At 63.0% G+C, this 22,224-nt stretch carries 17 protein-coding genes; 13 read left to right on the forward strand and 4 right to left on the reverse strand.

Going from position 1 to position 22,224, the window contains the following annotated elements:
- Positions 1 to 28: 28 nt before the first annotated feature.
- Positions 29 to 595, forward strand: a complete 567-nt coding sequence (rsmD, locus tag ACFVSI_RS17550; RefSeq protein WP_387826387.1) for a 16S rRNA (guanine(966)-N(2))-methyltransferase RsmD — start codon at positions 29 to 31, stop codon at positions 593 to 595.
- Position 596: 1 nt separating this feature from the next.
- Here the strand turns inward: rsmD and ACFVSI_RS17555 are convergent, their stop codons facing one another.
- Positions 597 to 1,385, reverse strand: coding sequence for a spermidine synthase (locus tag ACFVSI_RS17555; protein WP_387826390.1), 789 nt, complete (start codon positions 1,383 to 1,385; stop codon positions 597 to 599).
- Positions 1,382 to 2,635: an aminotransferase class I/II-fold pyridoxal phosphate-dependent enzyme gene (locus ACFVSI_RS17560; RefSeq protein ID WP_387826393.1), complete on the reverse strand. Its 1,254-nt coding sequence runs from the start codon at positions 2,633 to 2,635 to the stop codon at positions 1,382 to 1,384. Before ACFVSI_RS17560 ends, ACFVSI_RS17555 begins: the two co-directional genes overlap by 4 nt.
- A gap of 35 nt (positions 2,636 to 2,670) precedes the next feature.
- Between ACFVSI_RS17560 and coaD the strand changes: the two genes are divergently transcribed.
- From coaD to ACFVSI_RS17600, 8 genes are all read left to right on the forward strand, one after another.
- The gene (gene coaD, locus ACFVSI_RS17565) at positions 2,671 to 3,171 is read left to right on the forward strand and encodes a pantetheine-phosphate adenylyltransferase (protein ID WP_144659968.1); all 501 of its coding nucleotides are present in this window, start codon (positions 2,671 to 2,673) and stop codon (positions 3,169 to 3,171) included.
- A 166-nt stretch (positions 3,172 to 3,337) separates the two neighbouring features.
- Positions 3,338 to 3,865, forward strand: a complete 528-nt coding sequence (locus tag ACFVSI_RS17570) for a DUF177 domain-containing protein (RefSeq protein WP_262275266.1) — start codon at positions 3,338 to 3,340, stop codon at positions 3,863 to 3,865.
- 33 nt (positions 3,866 to 3,898) lie between these two features.
- Positions 3,899 to 4,102 carry a 50S ribosomal protein L32 gene (gene rpmF / locus ACFVSI_RS17575; RefSeq protein ID WP_011775139.1) on the forward strand — a complete coding sequence of 68 codons (204 nt, stop codon included), beginning with the start codon at positions 3,899 to 3,901 and terminating at the stop codon, positions 4,100 to 4,102.
- A gap of 23 nt (positions 4,103 to 4,125) precedes the next feature.
- Positions 4,126 to 4,836, forward strand: coding sequence for a ribonuclease III (gene rnc, locus ACFVSI_RS17580; RefSeq protein WP_144659970.1), 711 nt, complete (start codon positions 4,126 to 4,128; stop codon positions 4,834 to 4,836).
- 6 nt (positions 4,837 to 4,842) lie between these two features.
- Positions 4,843 to 5,814, forward strand: coding sequence for a bifunctional DNA-formamidopyrimidine glycosylase/DNA-(apurinic or apyrimidinic site) lyase (mutM, locus tag ACFVSI_RS17585; RefSeq protein WP_387826399.1), 972 nt, complete (start codon positions 4,843 to 4,845; stop codon positions 5,812 to 5,814).
- A gap of 87 nt (positions 5,815 to 5,901) precedes the next feature.
- Entirely contained in the window at positions 5,902 to 6,618 is a 717-nt protein-coding gene (locus ACFVSI_RS17590; protein WP_387826402.1) for a hypothetical protein, read from the forward strand.
- A gap of 7 nt (positions 6,619 to 6,625) precedes the next feature.
- The gene (locus tag ACFVSI_RS17595) at positions 6,626 to 7,927 is read left to right on the forward strand and encodes an MFS transporter (RefSeq protein WP_387826405.1); all 1,302 of its coding nucleotides are present in this window, start codon (positions 6,626 to 6,628) and stop codon (positions 7,925 to 7,927) included.
- The gene (locus tag ACFVSI_RS17600) at positions 7,924 to 8,955 is read left to right on the forward strand and encodes a TolB family protein (RefSeq protein WP_387826408.1); all 1,032 of its coding nucleotides are present in this window, start codon (positions 7,924 to 7,926) and stop codon (positions 8,953 to 8,955) included. The genes ACFVSI_RS17595 and ACFVSI_RS17600 overlap by 4 nt, the downstream gene beginning before the upstream one ends.
- A gap of 25 nt (positions 8,956 to 8,980) precedes the next feature.
- Here the strand turns inward: ACFVSI_RS17600 and ACFVSI_RS17605 are convergent, their stop codons facing one another.
- On the reverse strand, positions 8,981 to 13,888 hold the full coding sequence (locus ACFVSI_RS17605) for a DUF4082 domain-containing protein (protein ID WP_387826411.1): 4,908 nt from the start codon (positions 13,886 to 13,888) through the stop codon (positions 8,981 to 8,983).
- A gap of 348 nt (positions 13,889 to 14,236) precedes the next feature.
- Between ACFVSI_RS17605 and smc the strand changes: the two genes are divergently transcribed.
- Both smc and ftsY read left to right on the forward strand, forming a co-directional pair.
- A complete protein-coding gene (gene smc, locus ACFVSI_RS17610; RefSeq protein WP_387826414.1) occupies positions 14,237 to 17,827 on the forward strand; it encodes a chromosome segregation protein SMC in 3,591 nt (1,196 codons plus the stop codon).
- Between the two features lie 20 nt (positions 17,828 to 17,847).
- The gene (gene ftsY, locus ACFVSI_RS17615; RefSeq protein ID WP_387826417.1) at positions 17,848 to 19,053 is read left to right on the forward strand and encodes a signal recognition particle-docking protein FtsY; all 1,206 of its coding nucleotides are present in this window, start codon (positions 17,848 to 17,850) and stop codon (positions 19,051 to 19,053) included.
- Here ftsY and ACFVSI_RS17620 read toward each other — a convergent pair.
- Entirely contained in the window at positions 19,046 to 20,269 is a 1,224-nt protein-coding gene (locus ACFVSI_RS17620) for an MFS transporter (protein WP_387826420.1), read from the reverse strand. The genes ftsY and ACFVSI_RS17620 overlap by 8 nt on opposite strands.
- Positions 20,270 to 20,532: 263 nt before the next feature.
- On the opposite strand from ACFVSI_RS17620, the gene ACFVSI_RS17625 reads away from it, so the two are divergent.
- Together ACFVSI_RS17625 and ACFVSI_RS17630 are read left to right on the forward strand one after the other, a co-directional pair.
- The gene (locus tag ACFVSI_RS17625) at positions 20,533 to 21,867 is read left to right on the forward strand and encodes an ammonium transporter (RefSeq protein ID WP_144659977.1); all 1,335 of its coding nucleotides are present in this window, start codon (positions 20,533 to 20,535) and stop codon (positions 21,865 to 21,867) included.
- Positions 21,864 to 22,202, forward strand: coding sequence for a P-II family nitrogen regulator (locus tag ACFVSI_RS17630; protein ID WP_144659978.1), 339 nt, complete (start codon positions 21,864 to 21,866; stop codon positions 22,200 to 22,202). The genes ACFVSI_RS17625 and ACFVSI_RS17630 overlap by 4 nt, the downstream gene beginning before the upstream one ends.
- The last annotated feature ends 22 nt before the right edge of the window (positions 22,203 to 22,224 follow it).

Consider the following 22,224-nt stretch of genomic DNA (forward strand, 5'->3'; position numbering starts at 1 on the left):
CCAGTCAGCGTCGACGGGGAGTCGCCCAGTGAGCCGGATCATCGCCGGAGTTGCTGGTGGAAACCCTCTGGCAAGTGTTCCCGGGACTGCGACACGGCCCACAACTGATCGTGTCAAGGAAGCGCTGTTCTCGAGGCTGGAGTCGTTGGCGGTCATCGACGACGCCAGGGTCCTTGACCTTTATGCCGGTTCCGGTTCGCTGGGCGTTGAGAGCGCCAGCCGGGGTGCGCGCAGCGTGGATCTGGTGGAGTTCGATGCGAAGGCCAGCGACGTCTGCCAGCGGAATGCGGACCTGGTCAACCAGAGCCTGGGGACCAAGAAGGTTTCCGTCCACCGCTCCAAAGTGGAGTCCTACCTTGAACGGGCAGGCGAGTCTGCGGTATGGGATCTGGTCTTTCTCGATCCGCCCTACCCCTTGGACGAGCAGGCCTTGAGCGCGGTACTCGAAAAATTGGCGCCGCACCTGGACGATGCTGCCGTCGTAGTGGTGGAGCGCAGTTCCCGCAGTCCTGAACCCGCATGGCCTGACGCCCTGGAATGCTTCGCCGATAAGAAATACGGCGAGACCAAGTTGTGGTTCGCCGAACTTGCCTGAGTTAGCCGGTAATCCGGTCCAGGTCCACACCGTAGAGGACGGTGGAAGGGTGCGGCCCCCTGGCCAACAGCTCAGCTGTCCACTCCGCGGGCCATGGCCTCCGGGTGCCGGCCAGAATGATGTTGCCCGGATAGCGGCCCGCGAACATCCCGGTTTCCGCAAAGGCAGCAACGTCCTCCATGGCCGCCCGAAGGGCCGAGGCCTGGCTGCGGACCAGCGTCAGCGCAGGCTCGTCTCCGACGTTCACTATCAGGACGCCGTCAGGAGTCAGCCGTGCGGCGACTTCTTCGTAGAAGTCACGGCATGCGATATGGGCAGGAGCCTCGGGCCCGGAGAAGATGTCAAGGATAACGACGTCGAATTCCACCTCCGCGGGCAGCTCAGCCAAGGCGGCACGTGCGTCGCCAATGTGGGTGGTCAACCTGGTGCCTTCGGGCAAGGGCAGCTTTTGGAGGACGAAGTCCAGAAGTTCACGTTCCAGCTCAACGGCGTACTGTTCCGAGCCCGGGCGGGTGGCCTGAATGTAACGTGCCAGCGTGAGCGCTCCTGCGCCCAGATGAAGGGCGCGGATGGCTTGTCCGGAAGGGGCGGCCAGATCCACCAAAGACCCGATTCTGCGAAGGTACTCGTAGAAGATCTCCTCCGGCGCAGCCAGGTTCACGTGCGACTGTTCGGCGCCGCCGATGCTCAGGATGAAGCTGCCCTCCACCAACTGGTCCGGTTCGATGGTGGCGTGCTGGCCGGTGGTTCTCAGGAAGCGTTCGGCGTGACCCCGGTCTTTTGTCGTCACAGCCGGTCCTTGAGGCTGGCAAGCCGCCCGGCCGCTTCTTCTAGGACGTCGATCTTTTTGCAGAAGGCGAAGCGCAGCAGGCTTCTGGTGCGTTCGGCGCCTTCGGGGTGGCAAAAGACGGGGACAGGGATTGCAGCCACGCCAACCAGGGCGGGCAGGCGCCGTGCAAGATCAACGGAGTCCTGGATGCCCAAGGGTGCGGTGTCGACATTGATGAAGTAGGTGCCACTGGGGTTGTAGACGCCAAAGCCGGCGGTACGAAGGCCTTCGGCGAGGACGTCGCGTTTTTGCTGGAGGGTGTCGGCAATGCCCTGGTAGAAAGCGTCAGGAAGCCCCAGCCCGACAGCGATCGCGCTCTGGAACGGCGTTCCGGAACTGTAGGTGAGGAATTGCTTCACCGTGCGGACTGCGGACACCAGGTGCGCCGGTCCGGTGAGCCAGCCGATCTTCCAGCCGGTGAACGAGAAGGTCTTACCGGCTGAGGAGATGGTGATGGTCCGTTCAGCGGCACCGGGGAGGGAAGTCACCGGGAGGTGGGCCACTCCGAAGGTGAGGTGTTCATACACTTCGTCACTGACGATGATAGCGCCGTATTTGGCGGCCAGCTCCACGATCCTGGTGAGCACACTCTCCGGAAAGACTGCTCCAGTGGGGTTGTGGGGGTTGTTGAGGAGGACGATTTTCGTCCTGCTGCTGAAGGACGCTTCCAACGAAGCGAGCTCGGGTAGGAAGTCCGGTGCCAGCAGGGGAGCAGTGACATGCTTGGCTCCGGCCATCCCGATGATGGCCCCATAAGAATCGTAGAAAGGCTCGAAGGTCAGGACTTCGTCGCCGGGTTGGACGAAGGCCAGCAGCGCAGCAGCGATGGCCTCGGTTGCCCCTGTGGTGACCAGGACTTCAGTTTCGGGATCGGGATCGAGCCCGTAGAAGCGTTGCTGATGAACGGACACAGCTTCCCGCAACGCGGCAACACCTTTACCGGGTGCGTATTGGTTGGCGCCGTCGGCGATGGCGGCCTGTGCAGCGGCTTTGATTTCGGCAGGGCCGTCCTCGTCGGGAAATCCCTGGCCCAGGTTGATGGCCCCGGTGGACATGGCCAACGTTGTCATTTCCTCGAAGATGGTGACGCCCAGGCCACCGTCGGGTGACAACAGATTGGCTCCAACCGCGGCGCGTTTCCAGGGGGCCGGAGCCCCGGTGGTTGTTCCGGAGAAAGGGATGCTGCTGCCTTCTGATGCCATGGGAGCCATGGTATCCCGGTGAAGCGATGGGGTAGGTTCGTCTCATGAGACGCGCGGTATGCCCTGGATCCTTTGACCCCATCCACAACGGACACCTCGAAGTCATTGCCCGGGCTGCCGGCCTGTTTGACGAAGTCATCGTTGCCGTGTCCACCAATTACGCCAAGAAGTACAGGTTCGGCCTCGAAGAGCGCATGGAGATGGCGCGCGAGACGCTGGCTTCCCTGCGTGGCATCATCGTTGAGCCCATGGGAGAAGGCTTGCTGGCCGAGTACTGCCGACGCAGGGGCATTTCGGCAATCGTCAAGGGCCTGCGCTCCTCCTCGGATTTCGACTACGAGTTGCCGATGGCCACCATGAACCGACAGTTGACCGGCGTCGAAACGGTCTTTCTGCCCGCCGAAGCACATTATGTGCACCTGTCATCAACCCTGATCAAGGAAGTCAACGTCCTCGGGGGCGACATCTCCGACTTCGTGCCCAAGTCGGTGTTGAAGAGGCTCCTCGCAGGCGAGTCGCCCAGCGAACCGCCTCGCAAAGGGTAAGCTTGTGGGGTACCTGCGCCCTCAAGCAGAGTTCTCCCATTCCGAAATCAGCGAGCACCTCTGCGCGCCTGGTGCCGGTTTGAGTCCTCACGCGTGATCAGGCTAAGATGGTACGTCGGTCATATGTTCTACAGGAGTTCTCATTAAGCGAGATGCAAGTTCGCCCTTGGCGCTGGTAGTCAAGGACCTTGGACGCAGTCCGGGGACCATGCGGACACTCAACGAGCATGTACCTGCACCAAGTGACCTTGGTGTGGCGCTCATTGGCGTAAAGGAAGGCTCGGATATCGAGCTCGATCTTCGTCTTGAGGCCGTACACGAAGGAATTCTGGTATCCGGATCCGCGGTCGTCGAAGTAACCGGCGAATGCGGTCGATGCCTGGATCCCCTTGCGTATGACCTTGAGGTCAATGTGCAAGAACTTTTCTTCTACGAAGGCGCTGAGCTTTCCGCTGAAGAAGACGATGAAGAGCAACGTCGAGTCGAGTACGATCTGATCGATCTTGAGCCGGTGTTGCGGGACGCAGTTGTCACTATGCTGCCGTTCCAGCCGGTGTGCCGGGAAGACTGCCAGGGCCTGTGCTCCGAATGTGGAGTGCGTCTGGAAGACGAGCCGGGGCACCACCACGAGGTCATTGACCCTCGCTGGGCTGCCCTAGCTGATCTGGCTAAGACTGACCGGCAAACCGATTAGTAAGTGTTCGTCTAAGAGAGAAATGAGATAGCCGTGGCTGTTCCCAAGCGGAAAATGTCTCGCGCAAATACACGCGCCCGCCGTGCCCAGTGGAAGGCAACTGCCCCCAACCTGGTCAAGACCATCGAAAACGGTCAGGTTACCTACAGCCTGCCGCACCAGGCAAAGGTCGTTACCGACTCTGCCGGCACCGCGCTGTTCCTTGAATACAAGGGCCGCAAGGTCGCAGACGCCTAATCTGCCGTAGAGGCTGACAAAGGATGTCTTCAACTGAAGAGCTTCTGAAGCGTCTCGGTGTCTGGATTGACACCGAGACGCTTCGTCTTGCTCTCACACATCGCTCATACGCGTATGAGAACGGCGGGATCCCCACCAACGAGCGCCTCGAGTTCCTCGGCGACTCCATCCTGGGTTTCTCCGTGACCGATTCCCTCTACCGTGAGAACCCCGAACTGCCCGAAGGCGAGCTCGCCAAGCGGCGCTCCGCCGTCGTCAGTACGCGCGCCCTGGCCGGAATCGGCCGGGAGATAGGCATCGGCGAATTCATCTACCTCGGACAGGGCGAAAAGCTCACCGATGGCAAGAACAAGGCCTCCATCCTGGCTGACACCATGGAGGCGCTGATCGGTGCGACGTATCTGTCCAACGACATCGAAACGGCGCGCCAGCTGGTGATGCGCCTGGTGGGGCCGCTCCTGAAGGACGCAGGCGCCCTGGGAGCCGGAACCGACTGGAAGACAAGCATCCAGGAACTCACCGCCAGCCGGCAGCTGGGCGCCATCCACTACGCGGTGGAAGGCTCCGGACCTGACCATGCGCGGACCTTCGAAGCTGTCCTGAACATTGGCGGAACACCTTACGGACGCGGTTCAGGACACTCCAAAAAGGAAGCCGAACAGGAAGCGGCTGCGGATGCCTGGCGGGCCCTGACTGCGCTGGACTCTGCTCCCGCAGGTCCCGCCTCCGCCTGAGCCTCCATGCCAGAGCTTCCCGAAGTAGAAGTGGTCCGTCGCGGACTGGCCAAGTGGGTTCGCGGCCGGACCATAAAGGATGTCCAAGTACTTGACCCGCGTTCCATCCGGCGCCACGCCTTGGGCACCGAAGACTTCGTAGGAAACCTCGAACAGGCTACTGTCCTCGACGTCGTCCGGCGCGGCAAATTCCTTTGGATGCCACTGTCCATGAACGGCTTCCAGGACAGCGCGCCCACGATAACCGGTGAAGCGTTGCCGAAGGTGGCGTTGATGGCACACCTGGGAATGAGCGGGCAACTGCTGATGCAGGACCCGGAGGTGCCGGATGAAAAGCACCTCAAGGTCAGGATCACGTTGAGCCCGGCGGACGGCATGCCGGAGCAACTGCGGTTCGTGGACCAGCGGATTTTCGGCGGGCTCTTTGTCACTTCGCTCGTGCCCACTCCAGACGGCGGACCAGGCGGCCTCGGCGAGACACCGTTGCCGGAAATAGCTGAAGAAGCTTCGCACATCGCCCGGGACCCGTTGGACCCGCATTTCTCCCTTGACGACTTCTACCGCAAGATCAAAAAGCGGAAAACAGGCCTCAAACGGGCCCTCCTTGACCAGGGCGTGATCTCCGGCATCGGCAACATCTATGCCGACGAAGCACTATGGCAGGCAAAACTGCACTATGCGCGGGCCACTGATACCTTGCGCCGGGCGGATGCTGAGCGGCTCATCACGGCAGTTAAGGACGTCATGGAGGCGGCTTTGGCTGCCGGGGGCACCAGCTTCGATTCGCTGTATGTCAACGTCAACGGCGATTCCGGATACTTTGCGCGTTCCCTCAACGCCTACGGGCGGGTCGGTGAATACTGCGCGCGATGTGCGGGAAATGGCCTCCCAAGCATCATCAAACGGGAGCAATTCATGAACCGCTCCTCCTACACCTGCCCCGTGTGCCAGCCGCGCCCGAGGAATGGCCGCTGGTAGCGCCAAAACTGTTCCGGAATCCCGGTGCGGGTGGCAGACTGTCCCCATGAAACGCTTGGCGCGGCACAAAGTTCTTGCGGGAACGCCATGATGGCGCGACGGCTGGTCATCGCGGGCGTATGCCTGGCTGTGCTGATCGCCGCCGTCGCACTTCTCTTTGACCAGTTGGCTGCGAAGCCAGGACCTGTGGCGCAAAGTACGTCATCGCCGACTTCAAGCCCCGGTCCGGGATCCGGGTCCAGCGCTCCAGCCGGCACCACCTCCCAAGGCGCCGAGGCACCCACCTCCGGAAGTTCGCCGTCGGGCGGTTCATCGGGCGGAAGCGCCGAAGGCGGTGGCGACGCCGGTGCGTCCCCCTCGGGCGGCCAGGCATTGGAAGTCCTGCCGCCAGTCACCGCAACCCCTACAGGATTGCCCGAGCCGACGCCTCCCGCTCCACTGATCACCGGAGCCTTGCCGGAGCCCGGTACGGCGTCCGGCGAAGTGGTGGACGGATGGCCCGCAGGAGTCCTGACCCTGCCTGCCGGCACAACCATTGGTTCGACCTCGATGTCGACCTCAGGAAACATCCTCCAGGTTGCCGCCGACGGCATCGTTGACAAGCCCCGGGCAGAAGTTCTGGGATCCTTCCGAGACTCCTTGGTCTCCCATGGATTCTGGACCGAGGATGCACCCGCCGGCGAGGGTGCCATGGCCGCCCGGTTCGTGCGGGGCGCTGACACTGTAACGGTTTCGGTATCGACCACGGGAACGGGCAGCTCGCGCTTCCAGCTGTTGGGCAGCCTGCACACGAGCGCGGACTGAGGTACCCATGTACATTTCCCTTTCGGACCGCAGCGGCGGTAAACGGAACAAGCCGCAGGGGACAGGAACGGCACTATCAACCGAGGTGCCGTTCCGCTTGTCTCCGGTCATCCTGTGGCTCGGCATTGTCAGCATGGTCACTGATGTCTCCTCGGAATCGGTGTCGGCGATCCTGCCCTTGTACGTGACGGGTTTCCTGGGCCTGTCGACCATTGCGTTCGGCTTCATTGATGGCATCAACCAAGGTGCCAGTGCCATCGTCCGGATCGCTGCCGGTTGGGCATCGGACCGCAGCGGACACCCCAAGCGGATTGCTCTGGCCGGTTACGGCCTGTCCATGGTTGCCAGGATCGGTTTCCTCTTCGCGGGAGGCTTTTGGGCCATTGCCGCCATTGTGACCGGTGACCGCATCGGCAAGGGTATCCGGACAGCGCCCCGGGATGCGCTCATTTCCACTTCGGCGCAACCGCAACATCTGGCCAGGTCCTTTGGCGTACACAGGATGCTCGACAACATTGGTGCGGCAGCGGGGCCGTTGATCGCCTTCGTTGTGCTGTTGCTGATTCCCAACGGCTTCAGCACGGTGTTCGTCGTGTCTCTGGCCTTTGCGGTGATCGGTGTCGCAGTCCTCGCCTTGGTAGTCCCCGATGTCCAGGCACGGGCACTCAAGGGGGCGGCGGTACGGGAGGGTCGCCGGCTTTTCGCCTTCTCCTGGAGCCATCTGAGGGAACCGGGCTTGGGCAGGTTGCTCATCGCCGCGGGGCTTCTGGGCCTGGTGACCATTGGCGACGGATTCATCTATTTGGTGTTGCAGGACAGGGACTCGTTCGCCGTCCAGTGGTTTCCGCTGCTGTTCGTCGGGACCAATGTGGTGTTCCTCGCTTTGGCCATCCCGCTGGGAAGGTTGGCGGACAAGGTAGGCAAGATCCCGGTTTTCGTGGCGGGGCATGGTGCCTTGCTGGCCACCTACTTCCTGGCAGCGGGACCTTTCGGGGGGCTGTGGTCAACAATGCTCTGCCTGGTCCTGCTGGGAGCTTTCTACGCCGGCACTGATGGGGTTCTTGCCGCCTTGGCCAGCCAGCTGACGCCGTCCGGAAAGCTCGCCACGGGGATCGCTTCCGCGCAAACCGTGGTTGCCTTGAGCCGGATGGCCGCCTCCGCCGGCTTCGGCGTGTTGTGGTACGCGGTGGGTGCCTCCACAGCGATGGTAGTGGCAGGGGTGCTGCTGGCCTGTGTAATTGTGGCGGTGTTCTTCATCCTTCGAGGTGCCCGCAGCGCAGCCCCTGTCGATGTGGACGACGCCGTATGAAGGATCAGGCCGCCGAACGAAAGGTGCGGTGGGGCGCCCTCCTGGTGGTCACGATAGTGGTTCTGGTGGCTGCTGGAATTTATGCGGTGGGCGCCTACCAGCGCTTTGAAGAAAGCCGGACTGCGGCCTCCTCCGTGGGGACCTCGGAGGGCGGTCAGCTTCCACGGACTCCGTTCGTCTTATTCCGGAACACGGCAACCGGACAGGGATACGGACATGCCGCAACGGTCTCATTGTCAGCCCCTGACGGCACCCGGGCCGTCAGCGACCAGGAGTGCGATCGCGTGTATGGCTCCATGGAGAGCGTGGTGTGCCTGCGCACCAACAGGGGGCTGGTCACTTCCTTTGAAGCCAGGCTTTTCAACAGCACCTGGGAGCAGCAAAGGGCCTGGCCGCTGCCCGGGATACCCAGCAGGACCAGGGTAACTCCCGATGGTTCCAGGATCGCCACCACCGTGTTCGTTACAGGCCACTCTTATGCGACGGCGGGATTTTCCACCGCCACGGAAATCACTATCCCCGGGGGCACGTCGTCAGGCAACCTCGAGGACTTCGCCCTGCTTGTCAACGGGGAGCGGCTCCAGGCCACCGACCGGAACATATGGGGCGTGACCTTTGTACCGGGCCAGCCCGACGCCTTCTACGCTACAGCGGCCGCCTCCGGACGCATCTGGTTGGTGCGGGGGAGCTTGTCCGCGAAGACGTTGACGGCTGTCCATGACAACGTGGAATGCCCTTCCATCTCACCGGACGGCACCAGGATCGCGTACAAGAAGAACGACGGCGGTGCGCTGGCGGCGCACTGGAACGTCGCGGTTCTTGACCTCGCTACGGGACGCGAGAGTGTCCTCGCCGAAAAGCGCAGTGTCGACGATCAGATCGAATGGCTCGATGAACAGAACCTTTTGTACGGGCTGCCGGACGAGACCACCGATGGCGACAGCAATATTTGGAAGCTGGGAACTGAGCCCGGCGCGCAGCCAAGCATGTTCATTGCCCATGCTTGGTCGCCCAGTGTCGTTCGGTGAGCAGTGGCTGCCGGTAGCCGGGACGTCAGCAGATCCGCAACAGCCCGCACACGAGTCCGCCTGACTGCGTCGGGCTGGGAGATGGACTCGGTGTCGCAGTGGCTGTTGGGGCAGCGGTTGCTGCAGCAGTTGCGGTTGGCGTTGCCGTCGCTGTCGGAGTGGCGGTGGCTGACGGGGTAGCAGCAGCCGCCTGGGCTGGGGCGGTGGTGGAGTACACCACGTCCACGAAGTAGTTCGTGGCGTTCCAGGAGCTTGTCGGCATCACGCCGCCTGAGCCGTACCGGTAGCGCCCGTTGTTTGGTCCCGAGGCCGTGAAGACTCCACTGGTCCACGTCTGGTTGAAGAACCCTGGTGTGGAGGAGTAGTGGCCATTCGGTGCCCGGTAGGAAACCACGTAGGTTTGGCCGACGGATAACGCCACGGGTGCGCCGAGGGTGGCCGTTTGCCAGCCTGTACTCGTTTCATTGGTAAATGTAACCTGCGCCAGCCGGGTGCCAGCGGAATTCCAGAGCGAACCTACGTGCGTACCGGTGTTTCCGGTTCCTTTGTAGAAGCGGATTCCAGTCACATTGCCTGTTTGGGATACGGTGAAGGCAGTCCCCAGCTCGACTGACAGCGAATCGGAGTTGGAAGCAACCTGCGGAACCAGCGAGCCGAAGATGGTCGATTGCTGGACAGCTGCCGCTGCCGTGGTGAATTGCCAGGTGGTCGGGGGCAGGGTTTGCCCCTGAGGAGTTGCCACGGCCGAAACGTTGACCGTTATCTGGGTGCTGGCAGGCAGGGCCGCAGCCGGAGTGAACGTGATGGTGCGCGCGTCAGCTGACAATGCCGCCGTTCCTGCCACCGACGAGCCGTTCGCAGTCAACGTGAAAGTTGCGCCCGGATTGATGGCAGTAGAGAACGTGATCGAGGGCTTTACGTCGGTGGGAATGGCCGTGGCTCCCGGAGCGGGCACCTGCGCGGTGACGGTCAGCGGTGGGACCGCCACGGTGAAGACCAGATCCACCAGGTAGCTGGCCGTCGAGGCCGTGTTGGGGAAGTCGCTGCTGTAGGAGTAAGCCCCGGAATCGGGTTGGGTCTTCAAGGGTCCCCGGGTAAAGCCATCGCCGAAGCCTCCAGCAGTGTAGGAGTACTTACCGGTGGTGGTCTTGTAGGCGGCTATGTACTCTGTGTCAGCTTGGATGTTCACCGGCTGGCTGAACGTAGCCGTTTGCCACCCGGTGCTGGATTCGTTGGAGAAAGTCACTGTCGCCAGGACTTGGCCGCCCACCGTGTACAGGTACCCGGTGTGGGTGCCTGTATTGCCGACCGACTTGTAGAAGCGCACGCCCGTCACTTGCCCGGCAGTGTCGCTGGTGAACCTGACGCCCAAGGTCAACGGCACGCCATCATTGACTTCCTGAGTGGTTGGAGTCACCGAGTCGTCGTACAGCGTGCAGGGGCATGTCCCGGGCGTGCCAGCAGGCTGGACCGTGGTGAATTGCCACGTACCGCCGGAGGACATCGGTTGTCCGGACGACGCCGTCGCAGTCACTGTGGCTGTGTACGAGGTAGCCGTCGCCAGGGCAGCTGCGGGAGTGAAGGTGACCTTGCGGGTGGTTGTGTCATACGTGGTGGTTCCGGCAACCGCAGCGCCGGCCGCGGTCTTCAGGGACAGCCCGACGCTCGAGGCAACTGCTGCTTCCGAAAGAACCGCACTGACGGTGGTGTTGACCGGGACGCTCGATGCGTTCGGAACGGGGGACTGGCCGCCGACGGTGAACGGAGGCGCAGAGATCACCACCACTACGTCCACGAGGTAGCTGGCGGTGGACCGGGAGGCAGGGAAGTCTCCACTGTAGGAGTAGGCTCCCGCGTCGGAAACTGTCCGCAGCGGCCCTACGCTCATGCCTGATCCAAACCCGTTGGTGGTTGCCGAGTACGCCCCTGTAAGCGACTTGTAGCTCGCAATGTACTCAGTATTGGCTGCCATTTGGACCGGTTGGCTGAACATCGCCGTCTGCCACCCGGAGCTGCTCTCGTTGGCGAAGGTTACCGTCGCCAGCTGCTGGCCGCCTGCGGTGTAAAGGGCGCCGGTGTGTGTCCCCGTATTTCCGGCCGACTTGTAGAAGCGGACACCGGTGACCTGCCCGGCGGAGACACTGGTGAAGCGGACGCCCAAAGTCAGCGGCACTCCATCCTGGATTTCCGCGATGCCCGGTGTCACGGTGTCGTCATAGAGGCTGCACGGGCACGAACCCGGGACGGACGCCGTGGCCGCAGTAGTGAACGTCCACGTACCGCCGGAGGTGACCTGGCCTCCGGTACTGTCGGTGCCTGCCAACGTTGCCGTGTAAACGGTGCTGTAGGCCAACTGGGAGGTCGGTGTGAACGTGGCCTTCCGGGTGGTTGCGTCATAGCTCGTAGTTCCCGCTACAGGTCCAGCTGAAGACTTAAGGGAAAGTTGGACGCTGGCCGCAGTCACGGGCTTGGAGAACGAGGCGCTCACCTTCGTGGTCACAGCCACGGACGACGACGACGGGATGGGAGACTGCCCATTAACAGTCAGGGGGGAGGTGTCTACGGTGCTGAAGAGGGCATCGACAAAGTAGTTTCCGCCATTGAAACTCGTGGTCGGGAAGCCTTGGGAGGTGTTGTAGACACCCGCGGGTTCGGCTCCGAAACCACCGACAACCTTCAGTGGTGGGTCATTGAATCCAAAACTCGCCCATTGGTAGTCCTTCGTAGCGTAATGCCCCTTGGGCGCCCAGTAGGAGACCGTGTACTTCTGCCCTGCGGTAACTGCTACCGGCTGGCTGAAGAGCACGCTTTGCCAACCCGAGGCGGTTTCGTTGGCGAAGGTTGCGGTTGCCAGGCGGGTACCAGTCGAGCTCCACAGGGACCCGATGTGGGTACCGGTGTTCGCCGTGCTCTTGTAGAAGCGGATGCCGGTGATGAAGCCATCCACTGAGGGAGTGAATCGCAGGCCCATCTCGTAGGCGCCGCCGTCTCCGGAGTCAATTGTTGCAGGCACCGTTTGACCGAAGACGCTGTACGGGCCAGTGAGGGTCAGGTTCCTGGTGGCCACCGCTCCGATATTGGCACTGTCGTCCACAGCCCGTACCTGAATCGTGGCGGTGTCCAAGCCCTTCTGGATGTAGCTGTAGGTCCAGGTGCCCTTGCCCTGGGCCGGATGCCAGGTGGTGCCGCCGTCGGTGGAAACTTCGACGCCGGCCACTACGCCGCCGCTGTCCGTCGCTGTTCCGGTAACAGTAACGCTGGTCCCGTGGGCAATGGTTGCGGCGTTTGCCGGAGCGTTAATGGTTACGGTGGGGCCGGTCAGGTCCGAGCTCGCGCTCGCAGCAACAAGGCCTGATGCCAAGGTTGCCGGCTGTACGCCCATGTCGGCGAACAGGTTGATCTGGGCCTGCCGCATGCGTGCATCGGCCGCAGCTCCGTCGCCGTCGTGTTCTTGGTCCAGACCCCACGTCCACTGGACGCTGCCCGCGGAGAAGACCAAAGCGCCGCTTGCCGCCCGGTACAGGGTGACATGGTGGGTGGTAGTCCCGGGTTTGACGGTGTTCCCGTAATCCTGAAGGTACTCACTGACACTGCCCACTGTTGTGGAAAGCTGGATCAGGCCTGCTGGCCGGAAACCGTTATCGAGGTCCTCGTCGGATTCGTAGCCCACTGTGTGCGGTGCCAGTGCCGCTGTGGAGCCCGCCGGCAGGGAAGCCAAGGAGGTATTCCGCCACAGCCTCGACTTACCTTCGGCGGCGGAAACCGTCACGGGCAGGTCAGTGTAGTTGGACATATACGCCGTGCCCGTCAGACCGTTTTCAGGCAGGCCTCCGCCATTGGCCTGGGAGGCGTAGCGCGGGTCCCTCCACGTGCCGGTCCATTGGCTGGTGGGGTCGATCTTTCCGTTGCTCCAGGTCTCTTTGTAGCAGGTCAAAGTGCGGCCCGCGGCGCCGTCCACGGAGGAGGGCTCGAACCGCGTACGCCAGTACATCTCGTTGCCCGAGAGGAATTGGAGGTTGACGCCCGCGTCACGGGCCGCAGTAACGTTGGCCCTCTGCGGGCCGGACCAGTACTCGTCGTGTCCGACTGAAAGAAACACCTTGTGGTTCAGCAACTCAGCACCGCTTCGATCGGCGTCCAGCCCACTGATGTAGCTGACGTCATAGCCGTTCTGTTCCAGGAACCTCACCATGGGGTATTCATTGGCGAAGTAGAAGTCCCTGCCCCCGATGCCTCCACGGGTATTCACCGGGCGGTTGTAGCTGACCTTGTAGGCCCGCCCGTTGACTGAGCCCTGATAGAAGTCGGCGCCCCCATAGGTGTTGTAGGCCTGCCAGGTCTGATCCGCCGTTTGGAAAACCACTGACGAGCGGTTGCCGTCATTGCGGACGATGAAGGTGATGTGGCTCTGCCCGCCCGTGTCCGGTCGCGTCAGCAGGGCGATATACACTCCCGAAACAGCGGTGGCGGGAACCTGCCAGGTTGCCGAGACCGCCCATGTGCCGCAGTCGTACAGCTCGGTAGTAACGTCGCTGCGGCAAGCAGGTTGGGTTTGTCGAAGGACTGAAGGAGTGACGTCGGCGATCTTCCTGGCGCCATTGCCGCCGTACCAGCCAGTGCGGTAGATCGCGATGGTGTAGCTGGGTGCTTTGGTGTCGATCTTGAAGCGGATGGGCTGCCCGGCGTTGACGCTGATCTCGGTGGAGAAGCCCTGGATGGTGTCATCACCGGCGCCAAGGATGTCCCACTCCGATGGCGGGCTGCCTGGTTTTGAGTTCTCACAAGCGACGGCGTTTACTACTGGGTCACAGGGACCCGCCGCCACAGCAGCCGGCGCGGTCAGCGGCAGCATTGCCGCCACCATGGCCAAGACCAAAGGGAAAAGCAACCCTTTGAGGGCCCGCTGGGATGGGGTTGCTGAAGGACCGGCCATGAGAACTCCTGGGGTGGTACGCCAATTGCAATGACGGTGCTGCGCCTGCGCGCAGTCCCTGCTTGCCGCTCCCCAGCCAGGGTCAAACCAAGATCTTCAGTTATGGAACCCAGGGTCCTTTGCGGATCGACGTTCCTCTTGCGGGACCGGACCCGGCTGCGGACGAACAGAAGTTCAAGCCAAAGCCGGATCACCGGAACGAACCCACCAAAGTAACCCTTGGCAGGAGTGTAGGGGCGTGGCATGTCCGCCGCAAGGCTTTCCCGCTTCAGATCCGGGGATTTCAGCTGAACAGCAGTAGATTTAGGGGATACAAACACCCAGGCCACCCAGGAGAACCGAAGCGCCTTGCATTTGAAAAGTTTGACCGTCCGCGGATTCAAGTCGTTTGCGTCGGCCACGACGTTCGACTTCGAACCCGGCGTCACCGCTGTTGTCGGTCCCAACGGTTCCGGCAAATCCAATGTGGTGGATGCACTGGCGTGGGTCATGGGCGAGCAAGGCGCCAAGACCCTGCGCGGCGGAAAGATGGAAGACGTCATCTTCGCCGGTACCTCCGGCCGCCCGCCGCTGGGCCGGGCGCACGTCTCCCTGACCATCGATAACGCCGACAACGCACTTCCCATTGAGTACAGCGAAGTAACCATCTCCAGGACACTGTTCCGCACCGGGGGATCTGAATATGCCATCAACGGTGCGGCCTGCAGGCTCTTGGACATCCAAGAACTTCTTTCCGATTCCGGCCTTGGCAGGGAGATGCACGTCATCGTTGGCCAAGGCCAGTTGGACCGTGTCCTCCACGCGACACCCGAAGACCGACGCGGATTCATCGAAGAGGCCGCAGGCATCCTCAAGCACAGGCGGCGCAAGGAAAAGACAGTACGCAAGCTGGAGGCCATGCAGGCCAACCTCGCACGCCTTGGCGACCTCACAGCAGAGATCCGGCGGCAACTGACACCCTTGGGCAAGCAGGCCGAGATCGCCCGCCGCGCGCAGACCGTCCAGTTCGACGTCCGCGACGCCCGCGCGCGTCTCCTCGCCGATGATCTCGTACAACTGACAACCAGCCTGGAAAAGGACGTCGCTGACGAAGCCGCGCTGAAAGAGCGGCGCAAGGTGGTCGAAACCGGGTTGGGGATGGGGCGGCGGCGCCAGGCGGAGCTTGAACAGCAAGCTGCCGAGGCAACCCCCCGCCTCAACGCCGCCCGCGACAACTGGTACCAGCTCTCAGCCGGCAGGGAGCGCCTGCGTTCGCTCGGTTCACTGGCCTCAGAACGCAAGCGCTTGCTCGGTTCCGCGGAAGCCGCCGTCGAATCGGGCCGGGACCCGGAACACTTGGAGCGCCAGGCGGCAAGGGTCCGGGAAGAACAAGCGGCCTTGGAACACGACATCCTGGCCAAACAGGCGGCGCTTCTGGAAGCCACTGTCGCCAAGGACGCAGCCGAAGCGCTCGCAGCCGCCGAAGACAAACGCCTCACCGGTATGTTGCGCGCCGCAGCGGACCGCAGGGAGGGCCTTGCCAGGCTCGCCGGCCAGGTTGCGGCAGCGCGATCCCGGGCGGAGGCGGCAGAGGCCGAACGTGGCCGGTTGCGGGAGTCCCTTGGGGCCGGTGATGAGCGGCGCCGCCAGGCACACAGCGAATTTACTGCACTTGAAGCCCAGGTGGCAGGAGCCGAAGATGGCGAAGAAAGCCTGGACGCCGAGTACGAGGACGCCAACGAGGCACTGGACGCTGTCATCGCGGAGATCGAAGAGCTCAAGGCCTCCGAGCGGGACGCGATTCGGGAACGCGATGCCCTGGCCGCCCGACGCGATGCCCTCCAGCTGGGGCTCAACCGCAAGGATGGCTCCGGTCACCTGCTGACGGCCGAGAACGTGCTCGGCCCGCTGACTGGCATGGTCACCATAGAGCAGGGCTACGAAACTGCGATCGCCGCAGCCTTGGGTAGCGCCTCGGATGCCCTGGTGGTGGCCGGCGTTGAGGCCGCCGCGGCGGCAATCACCAGGCTGAAAGAGGACGACGCCGGCCGTGCGGCGCTGCTTCTGGCCGACACCCTGCCCGAGGATGACGGGGCAGGCAACGAATGGGCGGGTACGAACGAACTGCCCGCTGGCTGCCGGTGGGCCGCCGACGTCGTCAAAATAGACGACCCCTCAGCCCAGGGTGCGCTGCAGCTCTTGGCCGCCACCGTCGTCGTGGATGACATCGGGACTGCGGCCCGAGTGGTTCGGGAACAACCGGGGCTGAAAGCCGTCACCACCGAAGGTGACGTGTTCACAGCGGTGACGGTCCTCGGCGGGTCAGCTACCGCGCCCTCCCTGCTGGAGGTCCAGGCAGCAGTGGACGACGCCGGCGCCCGCTTTCAAGAAGTCACTGCCAGGCTGGAGCGGGGCCGCTTCGCCCTGGCCGGGGCCCAGTCCCGCCGTGCCGAGGCACAGGATCGTGCAGATGCCGCCTTGGAAAGGCTCCATGAATCCGATGCCCGGCTTGCCGCTGTCGCTGAACGGCTGGGCCATCTGAACTCCGTCCTACGCAGCGCGGTGGGCGAAAGCGAGCGGCTTGCGGCGTCCATGGCAAAGGCGGAGGTCAACATCGCCGAAGCGCAGCTGGACCTGGAAGTTGCAGCTGAACGCCTTGCCGCTGCCCAGGAGGTCCCGGACGAGGAACCATCCACTGATGAACGGGATCAACTCGCTGCGGATGCACGGACCGCCCGCACCCTTGAAACAGAAGCCAGGCTCGCCCTTCGCACGGCCGAAGAGCAACTCGGTGCCATCAGCAACCGTGCAGCTTCCCTGGAACGGGCTGCGGCTACCGAGCGCCGGGCCCGTGAAGAGGCCGCCCGTAGGGCCCAGCGCCGCAGGGCACAAGCGCAACGTGCTGCCGCCGTGGGTTCGGCCGTGGAGCAGAGTCTTCGCTATCTCGACATTTCAGTGGATCTTGCGGCCAAGGAGCGCGACCAGGCCGAGCAAACGCGGGAGCTCCTCGAAAAGGAGCTTTCGGACGTTCGAACTGCCAATGAGTCCCTTGCCCGGGAGCTGGCCGAACTGACTGATTCGGTGCATCGGGATGAAATGGCACGGACGCAGCAGCGGCTGCGGATCGAGGCATTGGAAACCCGGGCCGTGGACGACTTGGGACTTTCGGCTGAGCAGCTCATCGCCGACTACGGTCCGGACCAGCCGGTTCCGCTTCCTGCAGGGTCCACCACCGACAAATGGGCAGAACTGCGGGCACCGGTGGACGCCAACGGAGAACCCATTGTCGAGGGAATTCCATTCGTCCGCTCAGAGCAGGAAAAACGGCTGAAGAAGGCAGAGCGCGAGCTGGCAGCCCTGGGCAAGGTCAATCCGCTGGCACTCGAAGAGTTTGCCGCCCTTGAGGAACGACACCAGTTCCTCAGCTCGCAGTTGGAGGACCTCAAGTCCAGCCGGAAAGACCTGCTGGACATCATCAAAGAGGTGGACAACAGGGTGCAGCAGGTCTTCACGGAGGCCTTTGCCGACACCTCGGCCCAATTCGACCACGTATTTGCCCGGCTCTTTCCCGGTGGGGAGGGCAAACTCGTCCTCACGGACCCTGATGACATGCTGACCACCGGGATTGAAGTGGAGGCCCGCCCTGCAGGAAAGAAGATCAAACGGTTATCGCTTCTTTCCGGCGGTGAGCGCTCCCTGACCGCAGTTGCGCTGCTCGTGGCCATCTTCAAAGCCCGGCCTTCGCCGTTCTATGTCATGGACGAAGTCGAAGCAGCCCTTGACGACACCAACCTGGGCCGCCTGATCACCATCTTCGAAGAACTGCGGGAGTCCAGCCAGCTCATCGTGATTACCCACCAAAAGCGCACCATGGAAGTGGCCGACGCACTTTACGGTGTCACCATGCGGGGCGATGGGGTGTCCACCGTCATCAGCCAGAGGCTCAGTTCCGGGGCTTAGCTTTATGAGAAGGTAGGGGAGTGAACGATTTCCTACCCATAATTCTGTCCATTCTCGCTGCGCTCGTAGTGGTCGGCGGACTCGTGCCGGTACTCCTGAAAGCCCGTAAGTCGGGCCCGAAGTACCCCGGAACACGCGATGCCAACGATCCCGTGCAGTCCTCTGCAGCAGGCGGCGGAACCCTTGTGGAGGACCGCCCGGACGGTGCCAAGGCTCCGGCGCCCACCTTTGACGGAACAGTTGACGGAGCCGCGGTTCCGGACGACGCCGCAGGGCTTGAGACCATCGCCATCGACACTCCTGCGCCGGTGGAAGGGCGCCTGACCCGCCTTCGCGCCCGCTTGGTCAAGTCCAACAACATCCTCGGCAAGGGCCTGTTGGCTTTGCTGTCCGGCGACAAGATCGACGAGAACGTCTGGGACGAGGTGGAAGAAACCCTCCTCCTTGCCGACCTCGGCACCGAACCCACGATGCAACTGGTCGATGCTTTGCGTGAGCGGGTCAAAGTCCTGGGCACCCGTAGCCCCGAAGACGTCAAGACCATGCTGCGGGAAGAACTCATCAAGCTGGTTGATCCCGGGATGGACCGTTCACTGAACGTCGAACGCAAAGGTGACCGTCCCGCCGTCGTACTGGTTGTCGGTGTCAACGGCGTCGGCAAGACCACCACGGTAGGCAAGCTGGCACGTGTCCTCGTGGCCGAAGACAAGGATGTGCTGCTGGGTGCGGCAGATACCTTCCGCGCGGCCGCGGCCGAACAGCTGGCTACGTGGGGCCAGCGGGTGGGCGTGCCCACTGTGAAGTCCGACATCGACGGCGCCGATCCCGCCTCGGTTGCCTATGAGGCCGTCAAGGCCGGCATCGACCAGGAAGTCGATGTGGTCATGGTCGATACCGCAGGCCGCCTGCAGAACAAGACCGGCCTCATGGATGAACTCGGCAAGGTCAAGCGCGTCATCGAGAAGCTCGCCGAGGTGGACGAAGTCCTGTTGGTCCTCGATGCCACCACCGGCCAGAACGGACTCAACCAGGCCCGGGTATTCGCAGAGGTCGTCAACATTTCGGGCATCGTGCTGACCAAGCTGGATGGTACGGCCAAGGGTGGCATCGTTGTGGCCATCCAGAAGTCACTCGGCGTCCCCGTGAAGCTGATCGGCCTCGGTGAAGGCCCTGACGACCTCGCTCCGTTTGAAGCCGAAGGCTTCGTTGACGCCCTGCTCAACTAATGCGTGCTGCCAGCGGCTCGCGGGCCGCCACCCAGCCCGCAGCCGTTAGCAGCAGCACGCATCCTGTGATGCCGAAGGCCCAACCATAACCCCAGTGATCGGCCATCAGGCCGGCCACAACCGGGCCGATGATCGCGCCGGTATCGGCCGCCATCTGGAAGACGGCAAGCACCTTGCCACCGGATCTTCCGCGCCCAATGACATCGGCGACGGCGGCCTGCTGGGCCGGGCCCAGCAGGCCGGAGCCGAACCCCGCCACCGCTGAGGCGACGAGGAACGCTGTGAGGTCCGTCGTCAACCCGATGAGCCCTGTGGCCACGCCCGTGATTACGAGGCCTGGAATCAACATGAACTTGCGCCCCCACGCGTCCGCAAGGCGGCCGGAAAACGTCAGGGCAACGGCGTTGCCCACCGCAAAGACGGCCAAGGCCCAGGCGGCTGTTTCCGGCCGTGAATCCAGCACGGCCACCGCAAAGAGCGGGATGGTGGCCATGCGGACACCGAAGGTTACCCAGCCATTGCCGAAGCTGGAGAACACGGCTGCCCGGTACGCCGAGTCAGCCAATGCCTCGCGCAGCGCCATCACCGGTGCATTCCCGGCATCCTGGGAGACGCTGCCGTCCCCACTAAGCATGGTCCGGACCACGATGGCAGCGACAAGCAGCGCACCGGCATAGGCCAGGAACGGAACTCGCAGTCCGAAACCTGCCAACAGGCCACCTACTACCGGTCCGAGCACGCTGCCAATGAGGAAAGCCGAAGCATAGGCGCCGGACACGCGTCCGCGGCGTTCCGGGGGAGCAAGCCTGATGAGCAATCCCATGGCGGCAACGGTAAACATCACAGAACCGGCGCCGCCCAGGCCACGGAAGATCAGGAGCTGCCAATAATCCTGCGCGAAAGCACAGGCAGCGGTGGACACAGCAACGATCAAGAGGCCGGAAACGTAGACGTTCCGTTCCCCGAAACGACCGATCAACGCACCGCCGGCCGGCGCGAAGACCAGTCGCATGAAGGCGAAGATGCTCACGATCACCGCGGCGGCCGTGGCACCGACGTCGAAAGTGGTGGCGAATTGCGGCAAAACGGGAGCGACCAACCCGAATCCCAAGGCGATCAGGAACGCCGCGGCCAACATCACCTTGATGTCGCGGGGCAAGGGAACCTTCTCCTGCCGGATCCTTGGAGCTTTGACGGATCGGGGCGACTGGGTCATTCGGTGACGGTCCTTCTGGTGGGGGATTTGGCGCCTGAACGCGTTGAGTGTCGGAAAACCAGGTCCACCCGTGAAGTCCGACGCCTGAAACATATCCGTAACGTCGCAGATATGCACCATTTACGTTGGGGAGGTTGTTGTAACGGCCCCGCAATATAAAACCCGCGCAGGTGAAACACTGCGGCACAAAACTCTTAAGCAGGACGCAAAAGGCGTCAGGACGGCGGTTGAACCGCAGATCTAGCAAGAGAGGAACGTGCACCATGGAACTTACCGCAGGTCACGTATGGGTCATGGTGGCGGCGGCGCTTGTGCTGTTCATGACACCTGGTCTGGCATTTTTCTACGGCGGCATGACACGCGCCAAAGCAGCCTTGAACATGATGATGATGAGCTTCATCTCCATCGGCATCGTAGGCGTTGTCTGGGTGTTGTGGGGCGCGTCCATGAGCTCCGGCGAAGGTTTCCTGGAGATCGTGGGCAACCCGCTCGCCACCTTCGGCCTCGAGGGGGTCAGCGCAACTCCGGATGGCCTGATCAAGGTTGGCTACGCAGCCACCTTCGCCATCATCACGGTGGCCCTCATCAGTGGCGCCATTGCCGACCGCGCCAAGTTCGGAGCCTGGAGCATCTTTGTCCCGGTCTGGGTCACCTTGGTTTACTGCCCTCTGGCCTACATGGTGTGGGGCGGCGGCCTTTTCGGCCCTGAAGGTGCGATCGGCAAGGCCCTGGGCCACGCCATCGACTTCGCCGGCGGCACCGTGGTCCACATCAACGCAGGTGTGGCGGCCCTTGTCCTGGTTCTCATCATTGGCAACCGTCGTGGTTTCGGCAAGGACCCCAACCACCGTCCGCACAACATCCCGTTCGTCATGCTCGGCGCGGCAATCCTCTGGTTCGGTTGGTTCGGCTTCAACGGCGGCGCAGCAGCGACTGCTGAACAGGGCGGCCTGATCTGGATCAACACCCTCGCAGCTCCGGCAGCGGCCATGATCGGCTGGCTTATCACTGAGCGGATCCGTGACGGTCACCCGACATCCCTCGGCGCGGCCTCCGGTGTCGTCGCCGGCCTCGTGGCCATCACCCCGGCTTGTGCAGACGTCAGCCCCGTCGGTGCCCTCGGCCTTGGTGTGGTTGCCGGTGTGGCCTCCGCCCTTGCAGTCGGCCTGAAGTTCCGCTGGGGCTTCGATGACTCGCTGGACGTTGTAGGCGTCCACCTCGTCTCCGGTATCATCGGCACCGTTGCTCTCGGCTTCATCGCGGTTCCGAGCGAAGGCTCCACCCCCGGCGGTCTCTTCTACGGCGGCGGATTCGCCCAGCTGTGGGCGCAGCTCGCAGCAGCCGGCGTGGCAATTGTCTTCTCGGCGGTCATGACGGCCATCATCGCCCTGGCCATCCACAAGACCATGGGCTTCCGGGTCTCCACCGAACAGGAGAACGTCGGTGTCGACCTCAGCCTCCACGCTGAGACGGCTTACGAGTTTGGCGTCAACGGACACGGTGGCAGCTTCCAGCCGCTGCACGAGGCCATGATCGGCAAAACGGAAGCCCCCGCAAGCAAAGCATCCGCAGAAGGCAAGGAGAGTGTCCAGGCATGAAGCTCATCACGGCGATCGTTCGTCCCGAAAAGCTTGAAGCAGTCCGTGAAGGCCTTGAGGCCTACGGAGTCCAGGGCCTGACGGTCAGCGCGGCCAGCGGTTACGGCCGCCAGCGTGGGTACACCGAGGTGTACCGGGGAGCTGAATACAACGTGGATTTGCTGCCGAAGGTCCGCATCGAGGTCCTCGCCACGGATGAGCAAGCGGACGACATTCTGGATGTCCTCATCGCCAGTTCAAACACGGGCAGGGCCGGCGACGGCAAGGTGTGGACTGTCGACGTTTACGAAGCAGTGCGGGTTCGCACCGGTGAACGGGGCGCTGCCGCCATCTAGGGTGCAGCCACACACCAGGGCA

The organism is Paenarthrobacter sp. NPDC057981 (genome assembly GCF_042886835.1).
Classification (GTDB): domain Bacteria; phylum Actinomycetota; class Actinomycetes; order Actinomycetales; family Micrococcaceae; genus Arthrobacter.

What these genes read in the sequence shown, in the direction of transcription:
- ACFVSI_RS17625 (WP_144659977.1), top strand. Translation starts at nt 20,533, where the DNA reads ATGGAACTTACCGCAGGTCACGTATGGGTCATGGTGGCGGCGGCGCTT.
- ACFVSI_RS17560 (WP_387826393.1), bottom strand. Translation starts at nt 2,635, where the DNA reads ATGGCTCCCATGGCATCAGAAGGCAGCAGCATCCCTTTCTCCGGAACA.
- ACFVSI_RS17605 (WP_387826411.1), bottom strand. Translation starts at nt 13,888, where the DNA reads ATGGCCGGTCCTTCAGCAACCCCATCCCAGCGGGCCCTCAAAGGGTTG.
- mutM (WP_387826399.1), top strand. Translation starts at nt 4,843, where the DNA reads ATGCCAGAGCTTCCCGAAGTAGAAGTGGTCCGTCGCGGACTGGCCAAG.
- ACFVSI_RS17590 (WP_387826402.1), top strand. Translation starts at nt 5,902, where the DNA reads ATGATGGCGCGACGGCTGGTCATCGCGGGCGTATGCCTGGCTGTGCTG.
- ACFVSI_RS17600 (WP_387826408.1), top strand. Translation starts at nt 7,924, where the DNA reads ATGAAGGATCAGGCCGCCGAACGAAAGGTGCGGTGGGGCGCCCTCCTG.
- coaD (WP_144659968.1), top strand. Translation starts at nt 2,671, where the DNA reads ATGAGACGCGCGGTATGCCCTGGATCCTTTGACCCCATCCACAACGGA.
- rnc (WP_144659970.1), top strand. Translation starts at nt 4,126, where the DNA reads ATGTCTTCAACTGAAGAGCTTCTGAAGCGTCTCGGTGTCTGGATTGAC.
- ACFVSI_RS17620 (WP_387826420.1), bottom strand. Translation starts at nt 20,269, where the DNA reads ATGACCCAGTCGCCCCGATCCGTCAAAGCTCCAAGGATCCGGCAGGAG.
- ACFVSI_RS17630 (WP_144659978.1), top strand. Translation starts at nt 21,864, where the DNA reads ATGAAGCTCATCACGGCGATCGTTCGTCCCGAAAAGCTTGAAGCAGTC.
- ACFVSI_RS17595 (WP_387826405.1), top strand. Translation starts at nt 6,626, where the DNA reads ATGTACATTTCCCTTTCGGACCGCAGCGGCGGTAAACGGAACAAGCCG.